The sequence below is a fragment of the Olleya sp. UBA1516 genome (genome assembly GCF_002323495.1).
Classification (GTDB): domain Bacteria; phylum Bacteroidota; class Bacteroidia; order Flavobacteriales; family Flavobacteriaceae; genus Olleya.
This window is the reverse complement of the sequence record NZ_DCQO01000020.1, coordinates 121,971-138,806: the sequence shown is the minus strand read 5'-3', so window position 1 is coordinate 138,806 and position 16,836 is coordinate 121,971. Positions and strand designations below refer to the sequence as shown.

Sequence of the window (16,836 nt, the reverse complement as noted above, 5' to 3'; positions counted from 1 at the left end):
TTTGTCTTACAAATATATTGCTAATGTGTTAAAATAAGAAACAAACTTATTAACACTTACTTGGCATATTTTTTCTTACGAAGGTAGTTAAATATTAAACCAAAAACACCTAATAAAACCAATGGTAATAAGAGGTTTAGTAGTTGCCATTTTGTTTTTTCTTCTGTAATTTTTTCAGGATTTAAAAAGGCAACTGCAATTTCTTTGGATCTAATGTTTATAAGTCCTGTGTCATCTAAAAGATAATTAGCCACATTTGTCAAAAATTCTTTATTACCAAAGGTTTGTCCTGTGTATTTGTCAAAACCTAGCTCTTCAGGACCTAATCTTCCAACGTCATTTTTAATGACGTCACCATCAGATACGACTATCATTTTGGTTGGTATACTAGTATTTTTAGAGTTTGAAATAGCCACAGGTTTTACTCGGTTATTATATGCCGACGTAAAGATGCCTTCTAGCAATACAGCTAATGTTTGTGGACCTTTATTAAAGGTTTTAGGCTCTAGCTTATTATTGACCATATCCAAGCTGATTTCGCGAGGCGTACCTTCTAATTTAGTTAAAGGCGCAGTTTGGAGCAATATTGTTTTTTTGGTACTACTTTTAATAGTATCCATAGGATTAGCAAAATCAAATTTTAAGAAATCTAAATTATTGACAATAGGATGATTGCTGTTTCCTTTTGCTAAAGGCGAATAGGTCCAAGGATAGCTTTGAAACTGACTCTCACTACCTTCTCCTGACGCTAAAGTTATAGGAGCAGAGTACATAGAGCTTACTATAAGTGGATTAATACGTATACCATATTTAAAGAAAAAATCGGTTAGATTTAAATCTAATGGGATAGCAATATTTTTACCATAATCGTTATAAAGACTATCTTTATCCATTGCGACTTGCTCTACTAACCATAGGCTTTTACCACCATTCATGGTATACTGATCTAAAACAAATTTTTCTTTTTCTGAAAATGCTTCTGTTGGCTTAGCCGAAATAATTAAATCGTATTCCTGTAATTTTTGCAGAGTACTTTCCGCGTAATTAGAAACGCTATCTAATGTAAATGGAGCAATAAAATAATAGTCTCTAATACTTTTAATATAGTCTGCAATGTATTTGTTTTCTAGCTGTCCATTACCCTTTAAAACTGCTATTTTACGTCGTTTAGGATTAACTAATTTACTAAGACCATCTGCAAAAGCATATTCTAATTGTTGTACAGAGTTATTAACTAATTGTTGTTGAGTCGCTCCAATGGTATTTTTTACTAACGGAATTTTTACCGTTTGATCATTATAACTTGCTAAAGCCCATGGAAAAATAACAGCTTGACTAGTTTTTCCGTTTTCTTGAACGTTTAATTGCATGGGTGTTAACCCTCTTGCATTTAATTTCTGGATATTTTGATCTCTAGTAGCTTCGTCCTCTATTGGATTTATAAAATTGAAACTAATGTTATTATTATAAGCGACTAACTCTTCTAATAATTGTCTGGTTTCAGATTGTAATTTTCTAAATTCTGAAGGAAAATCATCACCTTCTAAAAATACATCAACCAAAATAGGGGATTCTACCTTTTCTAGTATGGTTAAAACCGAAGGATTTAAAGTGTAGCGTTGATCTGTCGTTAAATCAAAACGTTTATAAAAGGTATTGGCTATTACATTAATTACAATTAACCCAATAACTACAAATGCGATATTTTTGATAGACTTATTCAAATTTTTTCTCAAGTTGATAGGTTTTTACTGCAACAACAGTATCGTTTTTAAATTGTAGCTCAATACATTCTTGGTCTTTAGTAAAAGCACCAGGTTTAAAGCCCATATTATAATTCCATTGATCTTTAGAGTTGGCTTTAATACTATCATCCCAACCATACCATTCTGCTGTACCAAAATCTGTTTTAATTTCAGCTTTAGTTTTGCCAATTAATTGGTTATTATCATTTAATTGATCCATCATTTCAAACCTAAGTTCTGGGTATTCAGCCCAATTTTCAGCATTAAAATGTTTTTGGTGATGGTAACTAGAAAAGATATTAACTATTGGATAAAATAAGTAAAAATAGAGTAGAGGTGTTACTATTACTGTAAGTAGTAAGCTTATCCATTTATTGTCTCCAATGGTTTTTATAAATAGCCATGCTAAGATAAATACAACTATAAACGATATTATTAAAATGGGTGTAATTACCATACTATTGTTTTTTAATAATGAATTTGGTTAGCGCAATAAACAAAATAGTAATACTTAAAAAGTATATTAGGTCTCTAGTATCCAGAACACCACGACTCATACTTTTATAATGTGCATTCATACCCAATTGCTCCACAGTATTACTAGATATTACATCTGCAATGCCTTCAAAACCAATATAAAAAAATAGACATAAAAACACAGCAATTATAAAAGCAACTATTTGATTGTCTGATATAGTTGATGCAAAAACACCAATTGCAGTATAGGCTGCTACTAAAAATAATAAGCCAAAATAGGATCCTAATGTGCTTCCAAAATCTATATTACCTAATGGGTTACCTAATTCATAAACAGTATAAACATATAATAGTGTTGGTATTAGCGCTATTATTATTAGTAATAAGGCTCCAAAATATTTACCTAATACTAATTGTAATGTGGTTATTGGTTTAGTTAACAGTAGCTCTAAAGTGCCTTGTTTTTTCTCGTCACTAAAACTACGCATGGTAACCGCTGGAATTAAGAATATTAAAATCCATGGTGCCAATAAAAAAAACGTTGACAGATCTGCAAATCCGTTATCAAGGATATTAAACTCACCTTTAAAGACCCATAAAAATAGTCCGTTTAACAACAAAAATATAGCAATTACTAAGTAGCCTATTGGCGAAGCAAAAAATGAGTTTATTTCTTTTTTAAGTATGGCTAGCATGCTTTATTTATTAATGTTATTTATAATTTATTTTAACGAAGCTAATTTGTCAACACTCCAAGCTTCTGGTTTTGCATTAAACAGTGGTTTAGTTTTAGCCCAAACGCCTTTAAAAAGGTCTGAGTTGCGATAGTTTTCTAAATCACTTTCATTATCCCAATAACTATAAGTAAAAAATATATTGGGATTGGTTTTGTCCTGATATAATTCTAACAATTGGTTGCCTTTAAAATTTCTTATTTTAAATTTTACGGTTTCAAAATTAGCTAAAAAGGTGGCTATATTTTCTTCAGCAAAACTTAATTTAACAATTCTTACAAACATGGCTTAGGTTTTAATGTGTTTCCGCGAAAGCGATACTTTTATTTATTTAAAAAAATTAATGGTTACTGTATCTCGCAGTCCTAATCCCATTAGGCTACTTGCACTACCAACCGTTTGGTTATTACTTTTATATATGGCTATTTCTAGATAGTTGGAACTGTTAAAGACGACTAAACCACGTCCTTCGTCATTACGTTTATCTTCTGGTGTGTCAAAGTTAACAATATCGCTATATTTGGATTGTATTTTTTTGAACTTATAATTTCTTGCAGACACTTCGTAAGAACGTCCTTTTTGCAGCGTTTCAAAAAAGTTTTTTCTAATATTAGTAACGACATTACCATAATTGTCAATGTAGATTATGCTGCCAATTATTTGCGTTTGCTCCTCATTAACGTAAGGCACTAGATTTTTAATTGGTTTTATTTTATCAATAGCTTTGCCTATAACTTCTAATGTTCCACCACGTGCTATGTGGCATGCTACTTTTACAAAGACATCTAAAACAGGAAAACTGGTTTCTATTTTATCATGTATATTAATTTCTACTAATTTAGAATGTGCAATCTCATTAGCTATCATGCTCATAATTCCGTTATTGGCACATATAAAATAATGTTCGTCCAGCTCTACAGCAATATGCTTGTTTTCTGGATTAATTTCGGAGTCAATACCAATGACATGGATTGTACCTTTAGGAAAACTACTATAGGCATTTTGTATAATATAGGCTGCCTCAGCAATATTAAAAGGAGAGATACTATGAGAGATATCAACAATTTTAACTTCTGGCAATTCGCTGTAAATAGCGCCTTTTATTGCGCCAGCAAAGTGATCTTTCTCTCCAAAATCTGTGGTAAGCGTTATAATTGGCATGAATTATTGTTGATATTTTTTTAACCTAGAACACACAAAAAATGTGTAAATTTGTTAGATACACAAAACTAATAAAATTGTACAGATTAATTTAATAAATCAGCGCTTTTGAACGAAATAATTATTGAACTACAGGAGATCTCTCCAAAAGAGTTTTTTGGAACCGGAAATGAGAATATTACACTACTAAAAAAATACTTTCCAAAACTCAAGATTGTAGCTAGAGGAAATACCATTAAGGCTTTTGGAGACGAAGAGTTATTGGATGAGTTTGATCGCAGAATGACCATGCTTTTAAAGCATTTTTCTAAATACAATAAATTAGACGAAAATGTAATCGAGCGTGTTTTAACTAGCCAAAGTAGTGATGATTACAGCATTTCTGAAAAAAGTGGCGAAGTCTTAGTCCATGGTGCCAATGGTAAACCTATTAAGGCTATTACTGCTAACCAACGTAAAATGGTAGAGTTAATGCGTAAAAACGATATGGTATTTGCTATTGGACCAGCAGGAACAGGTAAAACGTATACAGGAGTAGCATTAGCAGTTAAAGCATTAAAAAATAAAGAGGTAAAACGTATTATTTTGACACGTCCAGCAGTGGAAGCAGGTGAAAATCTAGGTTTTTTACCTGGAGATTTAAAAGAAAAATTAGATCCTTATATGCAACCATTATATGACGCATTAAGAGATATGATTCCTGCGGAAAAATTAGCGCAGTATATTGAAAATGGTACCATACAAATTGCACCTTTAGCATTTATGCGTGGTCGTACATTAGATCATGCTTTTGTTATTTTGGATGAAGGTCAAAATACAACGCACGCCCAAATGAAGATGTTTTTAACCAGAATGGGTAAAAGCGCTAAATTTTTATTAACAGGTGATCCCGGACAAATTGATTTGCCTCGTCGTACTATTTCTGGTTTAAAAGAAGCTTTGCTTATTTTAAAAGGAGTAGAAGGTGTTGGGATGATATTTTTGGATGATAAAGATGTGGTAAGACATAAATTGGTTAAAAAGATTATTGAAGCTTATAAAAATATTGAAAATAGAGATTAAACAACAACAACAACAACAACAACAACAACAACAACAACAACAATACAACTAATGAGTAATACTATTATAGACACTAATTTTAAATTTCCTGATCAAAAAAGTCTATACAAAGGAAAAGTAAGAGCAGTTTACAATATTAATGATGAAGAATTGGTAATGATTGCAACAGACCGTTTAAGCGCGTTTGATGTTGTTATGCCAAAAGGAATCCCGTATAAAGGACAAATCCTTAATCAGATCGCCACAAGCATGATGAAAGCTACCGAAGATGTGGTGCCAAATTGGTTAACAGCAACTCCAGATCCAAATGTTGCGGTTGGACATTTATGCGAGCCTTTTAAAGTAGAAATGGTTATACGTGGTTACATGTCTGGTCATGCAGCGCGTGAGTATAAAGCTGGGAAACGCATGCTTTGTGGTGTTGCTATGCCTGAAGGAATGAAGGAAAACGATAAGTTTCCGGAGCCTATTATTACGCCTGCAACAAAAGCAGAAATGGGTGATCATGACGAAGATATCTCAAGAGAAGATATCCTTAAAAAAGGAATAGTTAGCGAAGCAGATTATATTGTTTTAGAAGACTATACGCGTAAATTGTTTAAAAGAGGGACAGAAATAGCTGCTTCTCGTGGATTGATTTTAGTGGATACTAAATATGAATTTGGTAAGACTAAGGATGGGAAAATTGTTTTAATTGACGAAATCCATACACCAGATTCTTCACGCTATTTTTATGCTGAAGGTTACCAAGACCGTCAAGATAATAACGAAGCACAAAAACAATTGTCTAAAGAGTTTGTAAGACAGTGGTTAATTGCTAATAATTTTCAAGGTTTAGAGGGACAAACTGTACCAGTTATGTCTGATGAATATATTGAAACCGTATCAGAACGTTATATTGAATTATACGAGAATATTATGGGAGAACCATTTGTAAAAGCAGATGTGTCCAACATTGAAGAACGTATTGAAGCTAATGTTTTAGCATATTTGAAATAAAATATAATATATTTTTGAAATAAAAAAAAGAGCTTGCAATTGCAAGCTCTTTTTTTATAAAATAGTTGAATTAATTTTTAAGATAGTCACCTTCCAACGCTAGTAAAGCTAAGTATGGATTACCTTTTAAGCCAAGCAGTTTAGCAAAAGCAGGTTCGGTTTTAAAACCTTTTAATTTTAACGAAACGATATCTTTTTTAAACTGATGTCCTTTTTGTTTTAAAATTTCATTTTCAATAAGCATATGTCTGTATGCATTTTGTTGTTTTGAAGGAATAGCTTGACCAAAAATTTCATATAAAAACTGATCAGTTTTAAAAGTAGCAATGGTTGATGGTATTGTATTTTGAATGGTTTGGTAGACTTTAAAATCTTGATATTCTGAAAACTGTTGTTTTAAAAATAAAGAAAAGGCATCATGGTGTTTACACTCGCAAATAATATCTAAGTCACTATTAGGTAAATCTATATCAATTGGTATCGTGCCTGTTAAAATGGGATTAAAAGCTAATAACTTGTCTAAAACAGTATGTTTTTTTAAGTCTAAATAAGCCCTTTTCTGTTTCTTATTTCCGTATTTTAAGTATTCAATAGTTGTAAAATCTACGTTCAAAATGTTAGTTTATAGTTGGTTTTAAAAAATCACTACTTATAAGTCACCAAAATATCTGCTACTTTTTGTAAATCACTTTCATTAATCTCTGTATTTGGTGCTAACGGAAATGTTTGTTGTCCTGGTCTACCAACAAAAGCAGCACGCCAACCAGCCCAAAGTGCACCAGCAACATCCCAACCATGCGCAGCAATAAGCATACAATCTTCTGGTTTTATGTTCATTTTATTTGAAGCCCAATTATAAACATCATTAAAAGGTTTAAATTTTCCAACCGATTCAATACTAAACAAATCATCAAAATATTGGGTTAAACCAGCTTTTTCAATTTTAATTTTAAGGCTTTCATCGTTAGAATTGGTTAAAGCTACAAGGGTATAACCTTCAGTTTTTAACGTGTTTAAAGCGTCTTTAACTTCCGGATGAGGCGGTAAATTTTGCATCGATTTTACAACAATATCTCTGGCTTCTTCTTCAGAAATCACAATGTTATTATTGGCTGCAACCATTTGTAAAGCAGCAGCACCAATGTGTCCAAATGGTTTATATTGTCCACTTGCCGAAACCACTAACGAGTATTGTAGCATGGTTGTAAACCATAAAGACAATAAATCGTCTTTACCGCCTAAAGCATCTCCAACCTGTTTTTTCATTACGGTTAGATCTAAAAGTGTTTCGTTTACATCAAAGAATAATACTGTAGGTTTAGTTATCATTAGTGTCGTTTTTTAGGATTTACGATTTTGATTTTTTATATAAATAGAGGTTTAAAAATACCAATACAATATAAGAAATTGGCATTACAGGTGGTTTAAATTCTAATGGTAATACATCTGCAGGAATATCTGGATGCAAGTGCGTGTACACAGCAACTACCATCATTATAATAATGGTTAAATTGCCTAAGTAGAATATTTTTTCTCTCAGGTTTTTGCTTAGGCTATTCGCTTTAAATGCTAAAAATAACATGGCCAAACCAACACCAACTTCGCTAAATTTCACAACATATTGCATAACATCTGGTAACGGAAAACCAATACCTGTAAGGTGTTTGTAAATAAAAGTTTTAAAAGGTTCTCTAAATTTTGCTAAACCAGGAACAAGCATTATAAAACCTAAGATTCCTGTTAGTATTCTTACTGATTTTTTCATTTTAAAAATGTTATTTCAATTGTTTTAAAGCTGATAATATTTCCGAAGGTTCTGCACGTTGTGTATAATCTGCATCTAGAAAAGCATAGGTGATTATTCCGTTGGTATCTATAACGTACGTTGCAGCTAAAGGCAATTCATTACTTGTATCTCCATTAATTTTGTTTAGTCCAAAACCAGCATTATAAATACTAGCGACACTATCGGTTAAAGTGTAAACCACACCATATTCCTTACCAATTATGTTTTCAACATCACTTAAAACCGTAAATTCAAGATTGTTTTTTTCTGAAGTACTTAACGAGTTATCTGGCAATTCGGGAGTTAAAGCCAAAAGTGTAGCACCTTCTTGTTTAAATTCTGGTAATTTTTCTTGTAAAGCGTGCAAAGTAATATTGCAATATGGACACCAACCACCTCTATACCATGTTAAAACTACTGGTCCGTTTTTTAATTCGTTGTATAAACTAACCGATTCGTTTAAAGCATTTTTTAAAGTGAAATTATGCGCTTTGTCACCAACTTTTAAAGCAGAATCTAAAACTCCAGAGTTTTGCACACTAGAAATTCCATCTGCATATATTTTTTTCTTTTCTTCTGTAAATTTAGTTGCACTTGCTTGACGGACTTCATCTAACAATACATCTAACTCCCCTTTTTTATTTGAACTCATACCTTTCTTTTTTGAAAAATTATAAAATTAAACCGCTTGTTGTTCAGCAAGTAACTCCGTTAATACTTGTTTAAAAGTATCTACAGGTTGTGCTCCTGTAACAGCGCTTTTTCTATTAAAAACAATAGTTGGCACAGAATTTACTCCCATGTTTTTCCAATAGTTTTGTTTATTTCTTACTTCCAATCGTGCTTCATCGCTATCTAATTTCGCCAATGCTTCATCTGCATTTAAGCCAACTTCTAAAAGGGCTTCTTTTAAAATGTCTTTTTTAGATACATCTTTTCTATCACTAAAAAAGGCTTTAGTTAAAGTCATTTTTAGTTCGGTTTGCTTTCCGAAGTCTTTAGCATATTCTAATAAAACATGAGCATCAAAAGTATTAGCCATTCGCATCTCGTCAAAATAATCGAATTTAAACCCTAGTTCTTCACCAGCATCAGTCATCATTTGTTGCGATTCTCTTTGTTGGTCTAATGTAGAACCATACTTTTCGGCTATATGTTCAATAACATTTTGACCTTCGGCTGGCATATTCGGGTTTAATTCAAACGGTTGCCATTCTATGTCAATTTTATCTGCTACACCTAATCCTTGTATTGCTTTTTCTAAACGTTTGTAGCCAATGGTACACCAAGGACACACAACGTCTGAAACGATATCTATTTTTAATTTATCTGCCATAATTTTATTTTTTATTTGAAATTTATATTGATTTCTATAACACTAATCTAGTTATTTACTAATTAAATCACTGTTTAGAAAGATGCTTTCTTTTTTTTCGTCTTCCGTGATTTTATCTGTTGAAACAACATTTAAAACCATAGAATTTACAATTCTGCTTTTGCTTAAATCTTTATTTAGAATTGTTGCTTTATGAAATAATCCTAAAGTCTCTAAATTCGATTTTGGATTACTATTATTAATAATTACAATGGAATAATTATCTTTATTAAACGTATTTATTTTAGTAACATAAGGCTTTAATACATCCTCATCCTCTTTAAAAATAGGCGTAAACCTATTAAAGTAATCTTCTGGGGTTTTGTAAGCTTGGTTAGCATATTTATGATAATCTGCTAGCTGTAATTCACTTTCTATGTCGCTGGGTTCGTAACCTAAAAGTAAAATAGATTGATCTGCAGCATTGTCTACATGAAAAGGTGTGTTTACTTGCTGATCAAAGCGAACAAGCCAATGATAGCTTAGTTTTTTGTTGAATTTTGAAACACTTAGTGCTGATAATTCATTCTTTAAATCTATCATAATAGATCTAAATTGATATGGAGTAAGTTGTTTTTTATCGAAAACAAGATGCATAAAACCAGAAGCTTCGGTAGTTGTTCTAAATACTTTTTTAAAACATGGCTTGGCTAGTGGTTTTATGTTAATCTCTTGTGTTTTCATTTTTTAAAATGTTATAACTTCACTAATTTGAAGTTCAGCTTGAACATTAGTATAGTTTTTTACATCTGCAGCAAAGGTTTCTCCATGTGGTCCAAAAGATTCTTGGAAAGCCTCAATACTATCAAATTTTAAATGTGCTATAGCTACATAAGGCGCAGGCTCACCAGGAGTTCTACTCGCTATACCTAAGTCTAATTCTAAACTTTTTAATGCGCTACCAACTAATTTGGATACCATTGGTAAGTGCGTGTTTTTATAATAGTCTGCATCAAACTGTACATCTTTACTGTTTGGATACATTACTGATACTTTTATCATGATTGTTTTTGTTATAAAATTAGTAAACCTTCCTTAAAGTTAAGAAAGGTTTACAGCTATTAATTAACCTATAGATTTTAATTTAAAAGCTAGATTATTTTTTTGACCAAGCAAATTTTTGAAAAGCCTCATCAACAGGTGTATTTGCGATGTGGTTTGTGTAATTACTAATTACTTTTTGAGATAATCCTAAAATTATTTCTAATACTTGTTGCTCTCCATATCCAGCAGCATAAAACGCTTCTAAATCTGCTTGCGAAACATTTCCACGATTACGTGTTATAGATAATGTTAAAGTACGTAGTGCTTCTAATTTTGCATCTGCAAGAGGCGTTTCATTACGTAAAGCGTCAATAATTGCATCATCAACTTTCATCATTTTAGCAATACCTGTATGTGCTGGTACACAGTAATGACAAGCATGTTCTACGTTAATGGTTTGCCATACCACAGTAAGCTCGTCGTTATTAAAAGATGTTTCTGTAAATAATTGGTGTAACTCTTGGTATGCTTTTAATAATTCTGGTGAAGCAGCTAAAACTCCGTGTAAACCAGGAATCATTCCGTATGCTTTTTGAGAGTTTTCTAATAATGGTTTTGCAGCTTCTGGTGCAGTTTCGATGTTGTGAACTTTTAATGTTGTCATAATTTCTTGATTTTATTTTAATATTCTGTTAATCTTTTCTAAACGTTCGTTTAGTTATTGTGTAAAAAAAAAGTTTATAAATTTTTGAAGACCATTTCTATATAATCCTCAATTTCTTCTTTTGTGTTAACTCTAGATGCTGCAGCTAAACCGTGTTTAGCTAGCAATAAATAGTTAGCTTGTTTTGCTATAGTTTCTTCGTTTTTTGAAGCATCCATTTCTAGCTTTTCAATAATTATGGATTTTAAATTATCCATAAAACTATTCATTTGCTTTTGAATGCATTCATCTTCTTTGTCTGAAAACTCATTGTAGGTATTAGTAACAAAACAACCTTTAACTTTGTCGCTTTTAAAATTAGAACTTACAGAGTCGTGAAAAAATTGTTTAATATCTTCGACACCTTTAGTTCCTTTTTTTAACTTATCTAATACAGTACTTACATTAGATTTGTAAAGCTTTAAACTTTCTAAAAACAAACCATGTTTGTTGCCAAAACTAGAATATATAGAAAACTTGTTAATGCCCATTTCTTTCTCAAGCATTTGCATTGAAGTAGTTTCATAACCATTTTTCCAAAAAAGGTGCATTGCTTTTTCGACTACTTCAGCTTCGTTATATTGTTTTGTTCTTGCCATTTTTAATTTCCGTGTAAACGGTAACTTCTAATTACATGACAAAACTAAACGATTGGTTAGTAATAAAAAAATTTTTAACACTTTTTTAGTTTTTAAGCTTTAAATAAAGCTTGCGAATCTTATTGTATAAATAGGTGTTAGTTTGCACATAATAAAAAGAAATAAAGCACACAACCACCATAAAAGCAATAGCACCAAGGATAGCTTGGGTTGGATTTAAACTTTTATAAAAAAAGTGTTTTAAGCTTAAACCTGTAAAACTACCGTAGATAATCATAAAATGAATGACATAAATAGACAACGTTTTTTGACCGATTTTAGTAATTATAGCTTGTTTAAGATAAGTTTCAAAAGTGTAAAAGATCCCAAAGATTACCAATACATTTCCAAGTCTGCTAAACAAATAATTGTAGTTAGCACTTCTGGTAAATAAAGGTAAATTAAATAGGCTATCTAGTAGTTTTAAAGTTGGACTAGAATAATAAATCATAAACACACCTATAATTAAAAAGGCAGCAATTTTAATAGGTTTATAGTTGTTTTTATGTCCAAATTTAGCAAATAGTACAGCAATAAAACCACCAAATGCAACGTAGCCAAACCATGGAATTATAGTAAATACCGATCCATGTTGTAAGCTTAAGTAATTAGAGAATAATATTGGAGCGTTTTCAATTTTTAAGGTTCGGTATAATGGCTCTGACACAAAAATGCTAAAGCCTATTATTAAAAATAATGCGGCTAAAACCCATTCATTTTTAAAACTTATTTTAAATAAAAAAATTAAAATTAATAAGGATAAACCTATGCATTGTAAGACATCTACTTGTAAAAAATTCATGTTAACTTGCCCATACATTAAACTAATAAACGAAAAGCGCAAGGCATAACCCAGTACAATTAACAGTAAGCCTCGATTTATTCCTTTTTTAATTCGCTCTTGTTCTGTACCTTTTTCTTTAGCTTTTAATAATAAAAATACAAATACTAAACCTGTAATAGTAAAAAAGGTTGGAGCTGTAATCCCTCTAAAATAAGCCCAAATATTATAAATAGTATTGGAAGTGTCCCGATAAATTGGGTTTAAAAGCGAGTCTATAAAATGACCTTGTAACATCATTAGTATAGCAAAAGCTCTGACAGCATCAAGAAAAAAAAGTCTGGTTGGTTTCAAATGGTATTTTTGTTAGGGTTGTAAAGATAATAGTTATATTTAAAGTCTAAAACTTTGTAGTTATATGTATGATAAAATAAATGACTTTATAGCAGATTTCGCCTCTTTTGTTTGGGGTTTACCACTACTAATTTTATTAATTGGAGGTGGATTATACCTGCTAATTTTGTCTAAGTTTTTACCGTTTAGATATTTAGGTCATGCCATACAAATATTACGTGGTAAGTATGATAATCAGGATGACGAAGGAGAAATCACTCATTTTCAAGCATTAACAACAGCATTGTCCTCTACCATTGGTATGGGTAATATTGCTGGCGTTGCAGTAGCAATTTCTATTGGAGGACCAGGAGCAGTATTTTGGATGTGGATTAGCGCTGTTGTTGGGATGTCAACCAAGTTTTTTACTTCAAGTTTAGCTATAATGTACAGAGGTAAGGATAGCGAAGGTAATACACAAGGTGGTCCAATGTACTTTATAATGGAAGGATTAGGTAAACATTGGAAACCATTAGCGGTTTTGTTTAGTTTTTGTGGTTTGATTGGTGCTTTACCAGTATTTAACGTTAATCAATTAACGCAAGCTATAAATGATATTGTATTAAAACCCAATGGTATTACAGTAGATTTCACCTCTAATTTAATTATAGGTTTGGTATTAGTAACCATAACATCCATAGTAATTCTAGGAGGTTTAAATAGAATTAGTAAAGTAGCATCTAAATTAGTACCAAGTATGGTATTGCTATATTTTGTGTTAATTCTTATTATTTTGTTCGCTAATGCGGAAGTCGTGCCAACTTATTTTAAGCTAATTTTTACAGATGCTTTTGCAGCAGAAAATTATAAAGGAGACGCCTTTTTAGGTGGGCTTTTAGGCGGATTGATAGTTTTGGGTATCCGCAGAGGTGCCTTTTCAAACGAAGCTGGTATTGGTACAGCACCTTTAGCACATGGAGCAGCAAAAACTAACGAACCTATTCGTGAAGGTTTGGTTGCTATGTTAGGACCAGCAATAGATACTTTAATAGTTTGTACGCTTACTGCTTTGGCAATTTTAGTAACAGGTGTTTGGCAAACTACAGAGGCTAATGGAGTAAGCCTAACAGCTAATGCTTTTGGAGCAGCAATGCCAACTTTTGGACGTTATTTGTTATTGCTTTGTATTGTAATATTTAGTGTGTCATCATTGTTTTCTTATGCCTATTATGGCGGAAAATGTTTGTCGTTTTTAATTGGAGATAAACACAAACATTATTACAACTATTTTTATATACTAAGTATTATTTTAGGAGCAACAACGTCACTGGCTTTAATGATTAATTTAATTGATGGTGTTTTTGCTTTAATGGCAATACCAACTATGACAGCAACTTTAATATTGGCTCCTAAGGTTTTAAAAGAAGCAAAAGCATATTTTAAAAGGATGAAAGAAGTTTAAATTTTATTTACCGAAGCTTTAAACTGTTGAGGCGTCATTAGTTCCATTTTTTTAAACTGTCGGTTAAAATAACTGGTGTTATTAAATCCAGATTTAAATGCAATTTCGGACATTCTAAAATCTTTGGATTCTTTAATCAGTTTTTTAGAAAATTTAATTTTTTCAGAATTTATATAATCAATAGGAGAGATACCTAAAGTGTTTTTAAACTGTTTATGAAAGTGAGACGTACTCATGTAGGCTTTTTTAGCTAGTAGGTCTACACTAATATCTTTATTGGTTAAATTGTCTTTAATAAATTTAATAACCGTTCCAATTCTAGTATCGTTAAAAATCTGATTAGGATCGTTTATAATTAAGGACTTTGCTTTAGTTTGAAGCAGTCTAACAATCAATTCTTGTATCATTAAATCTAGTAATACATCTTTAGATTTATTGTTGTTAGTAAACGTGTAGGTTAGTCTTTCAATTAAATGATTAACATCTGTATTGTTTATTAAATGAGAAGTAGTTTCATTTAAATCCCAACTGTTATTTTCATTTTCAATAGCCACTTGTTGATTAAATTTTTCTACAACCTCATTAATTTTAAAAGCATCAATACCTAAGGCTAAACATTGTGTTGGTTGTTCTTTTGTGGCAATAGGAAAATCAATTACCATTTCTTTATTGGTTGGCATCACTACAGATTCACCTGGAAAAAAATTAAAAGGGTCAAAACCATCTAAATGCATAATTTTCTGTCCAGTTAGCATACTTGCAATAATCGGAAAGTTAAACGTCAACGAGACTTTTTCCGCGAAAGCGTGAGTTTCAAAAATATTAAGCTCGGCATAATCTGCATTATACGTTGTTCTGTTTTCCACTAATGTGGTCAGTTTTCTGTTGCTTTTATGATTGTTTAATAAGGACTGCATAATCAATACTACAATAAAATTTGAACATAAATTTGTTAATAATAGATATGTTCAAGATTATGATAATTCTGTTCAATTAAATTAGAATATGATAAAATAACTTTATCAAAACTAAAGATAATCTATTTTTTAAACTAATAAATTATCTAATTACTAATTTAACATGAAATTATATGAGTTATTCTAAACCTGAATTTAAAGAAAAATATGGCAATTTTATAAACGGAAAATTTGTAGAACCTTTAGGTGGACAATATTTTGAGAACACCTCTCCAATAGATAATAGTTTAATTGCTAAATATCCAAGATCTCAAAAGGAAGATGTCGAAATGGCTTTGGATGCAGCCAATGCAGCAAAGGAAGCTTGGGGAAATACCTCTGCAACGGAACGTTCTACTTTATTAAATAAGGTAGCAGATATTATAGAAGCCAATTTAGAAGAATTTGCTTTAGTTGAAACTTGTGATAATGGAAAACCAATAAGAGAAACGTTGAATGCAGATGTCCCTTTGGCAGCAGACCATTGGCGTTATTTTGCAGCTTGTATTAGATCGGAAGAAGGAAGCGCAACAGAGTTGGACCAACACACATTATCCATGAATATTAAGGAGCCACTTGGTGTTGTAGGTCAAATTATACCATGGAACTTCCCATTATTAATGTTGTCATGGAAGTTGCCTCCAGCTTTAGTAACTGGTAACTGTGTGGTTTTAAAACCAGCCGAACAAACACCTTCTTCGGCAACTTTATTAATGGAGAAAATTGCAGATGTATTTCCTCCAGGAGTTGTAAATATTGTACATGGTTTTGGACCAGAAGCTGGTAAACCTTTAGCATCAAGTCCTAAAGTAGATAAAGTTGCCTTTACAGGAGAAACTACAACAGGACAATTAATTATGCAATACGCATCCAAAAACTTAAATCCTGTAACAATGGAGTTAGGTGGTAAATCACCAAATGTATTTTTTAATTCTGTAATGGATGCAGACGATGCGTATTTAGACAAAGCTATTGAAGGAGCAGTTTTATTTGCGTTTAATCAAGGTGAAGTTTGTACGTGTCCTTCCAGAATTTTAGTTCAAGAAGATATTTATGATGCTTTTATGGAACGCGTGATAGAACGTACTAATGCAATTGTACAAGACAATCCTTACGATGTTAATACCATGGTTGGTGCACAAGCGTCTAACGATCAATACCAAAAAATACAATCTTATTTTAAAATTGGTAAAGACGAAGGTGCTAAAGTACTAGCAGGAGGAGATGCTAAAAAACTAGAAGGAGATTTAGCAAATGGATTTTACATTCAGCCAACTATTTTAGAAGGACATAATAAAATGAGAGTTTTTCAAGAAGAAATTTTTGGTCCTGTAGCTTGCGTCACAAAATTTAAAGATGAAGCAGAAGCAATAGAAATTGCTAACGATACACTTTACGGACTTGGAGCAGGAGTGTGGACTAGAGATGCACACCAATTATATCAAATACCAAGAGCCATTAAAGCTGGTCGTGTTTGGGTAAATTGTTACCATGCTTATCCAGCACATGCGCCATTTGGTGGTTATAAAAAATCTGGATTTGGTAGAGAAAACCATGTCATGATGCTTAATTATTATCGTCAAACTAAAAATATGTTAATTTCTTACGATAAAAACAAATTAGGTTTCTTTTAGTAGAAA

At 31.5% G+C, this 16,836-nt stretch carries 20 protein-coding genes; 4 read left to right on the top strand and 16 right to left on the bottom strand.

Annotation, left to right across the window (positions count from 1 at the left end; translation table 11 throughout):
- Positions 1 to 56: 56 nt before the first annotated feature.
- Genes gldG through B2989_RS12935 form a run of 5 tightly spaced genes read right to left on the bottom strand, consistent with a single transcriptional unit; the run spans position 57 to position 4,117 of the window.
- On the bottom strand, positions 57 to 1,736 hold the full coding sequence (gene gldG / locus B2989_RS12955) for a gliding motility-associated ABC transporter substrate-binding protein GldG (RefSeq protein WP_292949167.1): 1,680 nt from the start codon (positions 1,734 to 1,736) through the stop codon (positions 57 to 59).
- A complete protein-coding gene (locus B2989_RS12950; protein ID WP_292949164.1) occupies positions 1,717 to 2,202 on the bottom strand; it encodes a hypothetical protein in 486 nt (161 codons plus the stop codon). The genes gldG and B2989_RS12950 overlap by 20 nt, the downstream gene beginning before the upstream one ends.
- A 1-nt stretch (position 2,203) precedes the next feature.
- The gene (gene gldF, locus B2989_RS12945) at positions 2,204 to 2,917 is read right to left on the bottom strand and encodes a gliding motility-associated ABC transporter permease subunit GldF (RefSeq protein ID WP_292949162.1); all 714 of its coding nucleotides are present in this window, start codon (positions 2,915 to 2,917) and stop codon (positions 2,204 to 2,206) included.
- A gap of 27 nt (positions 2,918 to 2,944) precedes the next feature.
- On the bottom strand, positions 2,945 to 3,241 hold the full coding sequence (locus B2989_RS12940; RefSeq protein ID WP_292949160.1) for a putative quinol monooxygenase: 297 nt from the start codon (positions 3,239 to 3,241) through the stop codon (positions 2,945 to 2,947).
- A gap of 42 nt (positions 3,242 to 3,283) precedes the next feature.
- On the bottom strand, positions 3,284 to 4,117 hold the full coding sequence (locus B2989_RS12935; protein WP_145001443.1) for an SAM hydrolase/SAM-dependent halogenase family protein: 834 nt from the start codon (positions 4,115 to 4,117) through the stop codon (positions 3,284 to 3,286).
- Positions 4,118 to 4,225: 108 nt separating this feature from the next.
- Between B2989_RS12935 and B2989_RS12930 the strand changes: the two genes are divergently transcribed.
- Positions 4,226 to 5,179, top strand: coding sequence for a PhoH family protein (locus tag B2989_RS12930; protein ID WP_292949156.1), 954 nt, complete (start codon positions 4,226 to 4,228; stop codon positions 5,177 to 5,179).
- 51 nt (positions 5,180 to 5,230) lie between these two features.
- On the top strand, positions 5,231 to 6,178 hold the full coding sequence (locus B2989_RS12925) for a phosphoribosylaminoimidazolesuccinocarboxamide synthase (protein WP_292949154.1): 948 nt from the start codon (positions 5,231 to 5,233) through the stop codon (positions 6,176 to 6,178).
- Positions 6,179 to 6,248: 70 nt separating this feature from the next.
- On the opposite strand, the gene B2989_RS12920 is transcribed toward B2989_RS12925, so the two are convergent.
- The 10 genes from B2989_RS12920 to B2989_RS12875 all read right to left on the bottom strand — a co-directional run bounded on the left by B2989_RS12920 (position 6,249) and on the right by B2989_RS12875 (position 12,799).
- Complete coding sequence (locus tag B2989_RS12920) at positions 6,249 to 6,791, bottom strand: DUF4269 domain-containing protein (RefSeq protein WP_292949152.1); 543 nt, start codon at positions 6,789 to 6,791, stop codon at positions 6,249 to 6,251.
- Between the two features lie 32 nt (positions 6,792 to 6,823).
- Entirely contained in the window at positions 6,824 to 7,507 is a 684-nt protein-coding gene (locus tag B2989_RS12915) for a haloacid dehalogenase type II (RefSeq protein ID WP_292949150.1), read from the bottom strand.
- 19 nt (positions 7,508 to 7,526) lie between these two features.
- Complete coding sequence (locus B2989_RS12910) at positions 7,527 to 7,943, bottom strand: hypothetical protein (RefSeq protein ID WP_292949148.1); 417 nt, start codon at positions 7,941 to 7,943, stop codon at positions 7,527 to 7,529.
- Between the two features lie 10 nt (positions 7,944 to 7,953).
- Entirely contained in the window at positions 7,954 to 8,616 is a 663-nt protein-coding gene (locus B2989_RS12905) for a peroxiredoxin-like family protein (protein ID WP_292949146.1), read from the bottom strand.
- Positions 8,617 to 8,643: 27 nt separating this feature from the next.
- Positions 8,644 to 9,300, bottom strand: coding sequence for a DsbA family oxidoreductase (locus B2989_RS12900; protein WP_292949144.1), 657 nt, complete (start codon positions 9,298 to 9,300; stop codon positions 8,644 to 8,646).
- Positions 9,301 to 9,351: 51 nt separating this feature from the next.
- The gene (locus B2989_RS12895; protein ID WP_292949142.1) at positions 9,352 to 10,023 is read right to left on the bottom strand and encodes a hypothetical protein; all 672 of its coding nucleotides are present in this window, start codon (positions 10,021 to 10,023) and stop codon (positions 9,352 to 9,354) included.
- A 3-nt stretch (positions 10,024 to 10,026) separates the two neighbouring features.
- Entirely contained in the window at positions 10,027 to 10,341 is a 315-nt protein-coding gene (locus B2989_RS12890) for an EthD family reductase (RefSeq protein WP_292949140.1), read from the bottom strand.
- A gap of 94 nt (positions 10,342 to 10,435) precedes the next feature.
- A complete protein-coding gene (locus tag B2989_RS12885) occupies positions 10,436 to 10,987 on the bottom strand; it encodes a carboxymuconolactone decarboxylase family protein (RefSeq protein ID WP_292949138.1) in 552 nt (183 codons plus the stop codon).
- Positions 10,988 to 11,061: 74 nt separating this feature from the next.
- Positions 11,062 to 11,625 (bottom strand): TetR/AcrR family transcriptional regulator, encoded by a 564-nt coding sequence (locus tag B2989_RS12880; RefSeq protein WP_292949136.1) that lies wholly within the window; start codon positions 11,623 to 11,625, stop codon positions 11,062 to 11,064.
- Positions 11,626 to 11,710: 85 nt separating this feature from the next.
- Entirely contained in the window at positions 11,711 to 12,799 is a 1,089-nt protein-coding gene (locus tag B2989_RS12875; RefSeq protein ID WP_292949134.1) for a heparan-alpha-glucosaminide N-acetyltransferase domain-containing protein, read from the bottom strand.
- A gap of 64 nt (positions 12,800 to 12,863) precedes the next feature.
- Here B2989_RS12875 and B2989_RS12870 point away from each other — a divergent pair, with 64 nt between their 5' ends.
- The gene (locus B2989_RS12870; RefSeq protein ID WP_292949131.1) at positions 12,864 to 14,240 is read left to right on the top strand and encodes an alanine/glycine:cation symporter family protein; all 1,377 of its coding nucleotides are present in this window, start codon (positions 12,864 to 12,866) and stop codon (positions 14,238 to 14,240) included.
- Here B2989_RS12870 and B2989_RS12865 read toward each other — a convergent pair.
- On the bottom strand, positions 14,237 to 15,157 hold the full coding sequence (locus B2989_RS12865; RefSeq protein ID WP_292949128.1) for an AraC family transcriptional regulator: 921 nt from the start codon (positions 15,155 to 15,157) through the stop codon (positions 14,237 to 14,239). The genes B2989_RS12870 and B2989_RS12865 overlap by 4 nt on opposite strands.
- A 173-nt stretch (positions 15,158 to 15,330) precedes the next feature.
- Here B2989_RS12865 and B2989_RS12860 point away from each other — a divergent pair, with 173 nt between their 5' ends.
- Positions 15,331 to 16,830 (top strand): aldehyde dehydrogenase family protein, encoded by a 1,500-nt coding sequence (locus B2989_RS12860; protein ID WP_292949125.1) that lies wholly within the window; start codon positions 15,331 to 15,333, stop codon positions 16,828 to 16,830.
- The last annotated feature ends 6 nt before the right edge of the window (positions 16,831 to 16,836 follow it).

Coding starts and splice junctions, on each gene's coding strand:
- gldF (WP_292949162.1), bottom strand. CDS start 2,917: ATGCTAGCCATACTTAAAAAAGAAATAAACTCATTTTTTGCTTCGCCA.
- B2989_RS12940 (WP_292949160.1), bottom strand. CDS start 3,241: ATGTTTGTAAGAATTGTTAAATTAAGTTTTGCTGAAGAAAATATAGCC.
- B2989_RS12865 (WP_292949128.1), bottom strand. CDS start 15,157: ATGCAGTCCTTATTAAACAATCATAAAAGCAACAGAAAACTGACCACA.
- B2989_RS12950 (WP_292949164.1), bottom strand. CDS start 2,202: ATGGTAATTACACCCATTTTAATAATATCGTTTATAGTTGTATTTATC.
- B2989_RS12890 (WP_292949140.1), bottom strand. CDS start 10,341: ATGATAAAAGTATCAGTAATGTATCCAAACAGTAAAGATGTACAGTTT.
- B2989_RS12895 (WP_292949142.1), bottom strand. CDS start 10,023: ATGAAAACACAAGAGATTAACATAAAACCACTAGCCAAGCCATGTTTT.
- B2989_RS12880 (WP_292949136.1), bottom strand. CDS start 11,625: ATGGCAAGAACAAAACAATATAACGAAGCTGAAGTAGTCGAAAAAGCA.
- B2989_RS12925 (WP_292949154.1), top strand. CDS start 5,231: ATGAGTAATACTATTATAGACACTAATTTTAAATTTCCTGATCAAAAA.
- B2989_RS12900 (WP_292949144.1), bottom strand. CDS start 9,300: ATGGCAGATAAATTAAAAATAGATATCGTTTCAGACGTTGTGTGTCCT.
- B2989_RS12905 (WP_292949146.1), bottom strand. CDS start 8,616: ATGAGTTCAAATAAAAAAGGGGAGTTAGATGTATTGTTAGATGAAGTC.
- B2989_RS12935 (WP_145001443.1), bottom strand. CDS start 4,117: ATGCCAATTATAACGCTTACCACAGATTTTGGAGAGAAAGATCACTTT.
- B2989_RS12910 (WP_292949148.1), bottom strand. CDS start 7,943: ATGAAAAAATCAGTAAGAATACTAACAGGAATCTTAGGTTTTATAATG.
- B2989_RS12915 (WP_292949150.1), bottom strand. CDS start 7,507: ATGATAACTAAACCTACAGTATTATTCTTTGATGTAAACGAAACACTT.
- B2989_RS12860 (WP_292949125.1), top strand. CDS start 15,331: ATGAGTTATTCTAAACCTGAATTTAAAGAAAAATATGGCAATTTTATA.
- B2989_RS12885 (WP_292949138.1), bottom strand. CDS start 10,987: ATGACAACATTAAAAGTTCACAACATCGAAACTGCACCAGAAGCTGCA.
- B2989_RS12870 (WP_292949131.1), top strand. CDS start 12,864: ATGTATGATAAAATAAATGACTTTATAGCAGATTTCGCCTCTTTTGTT.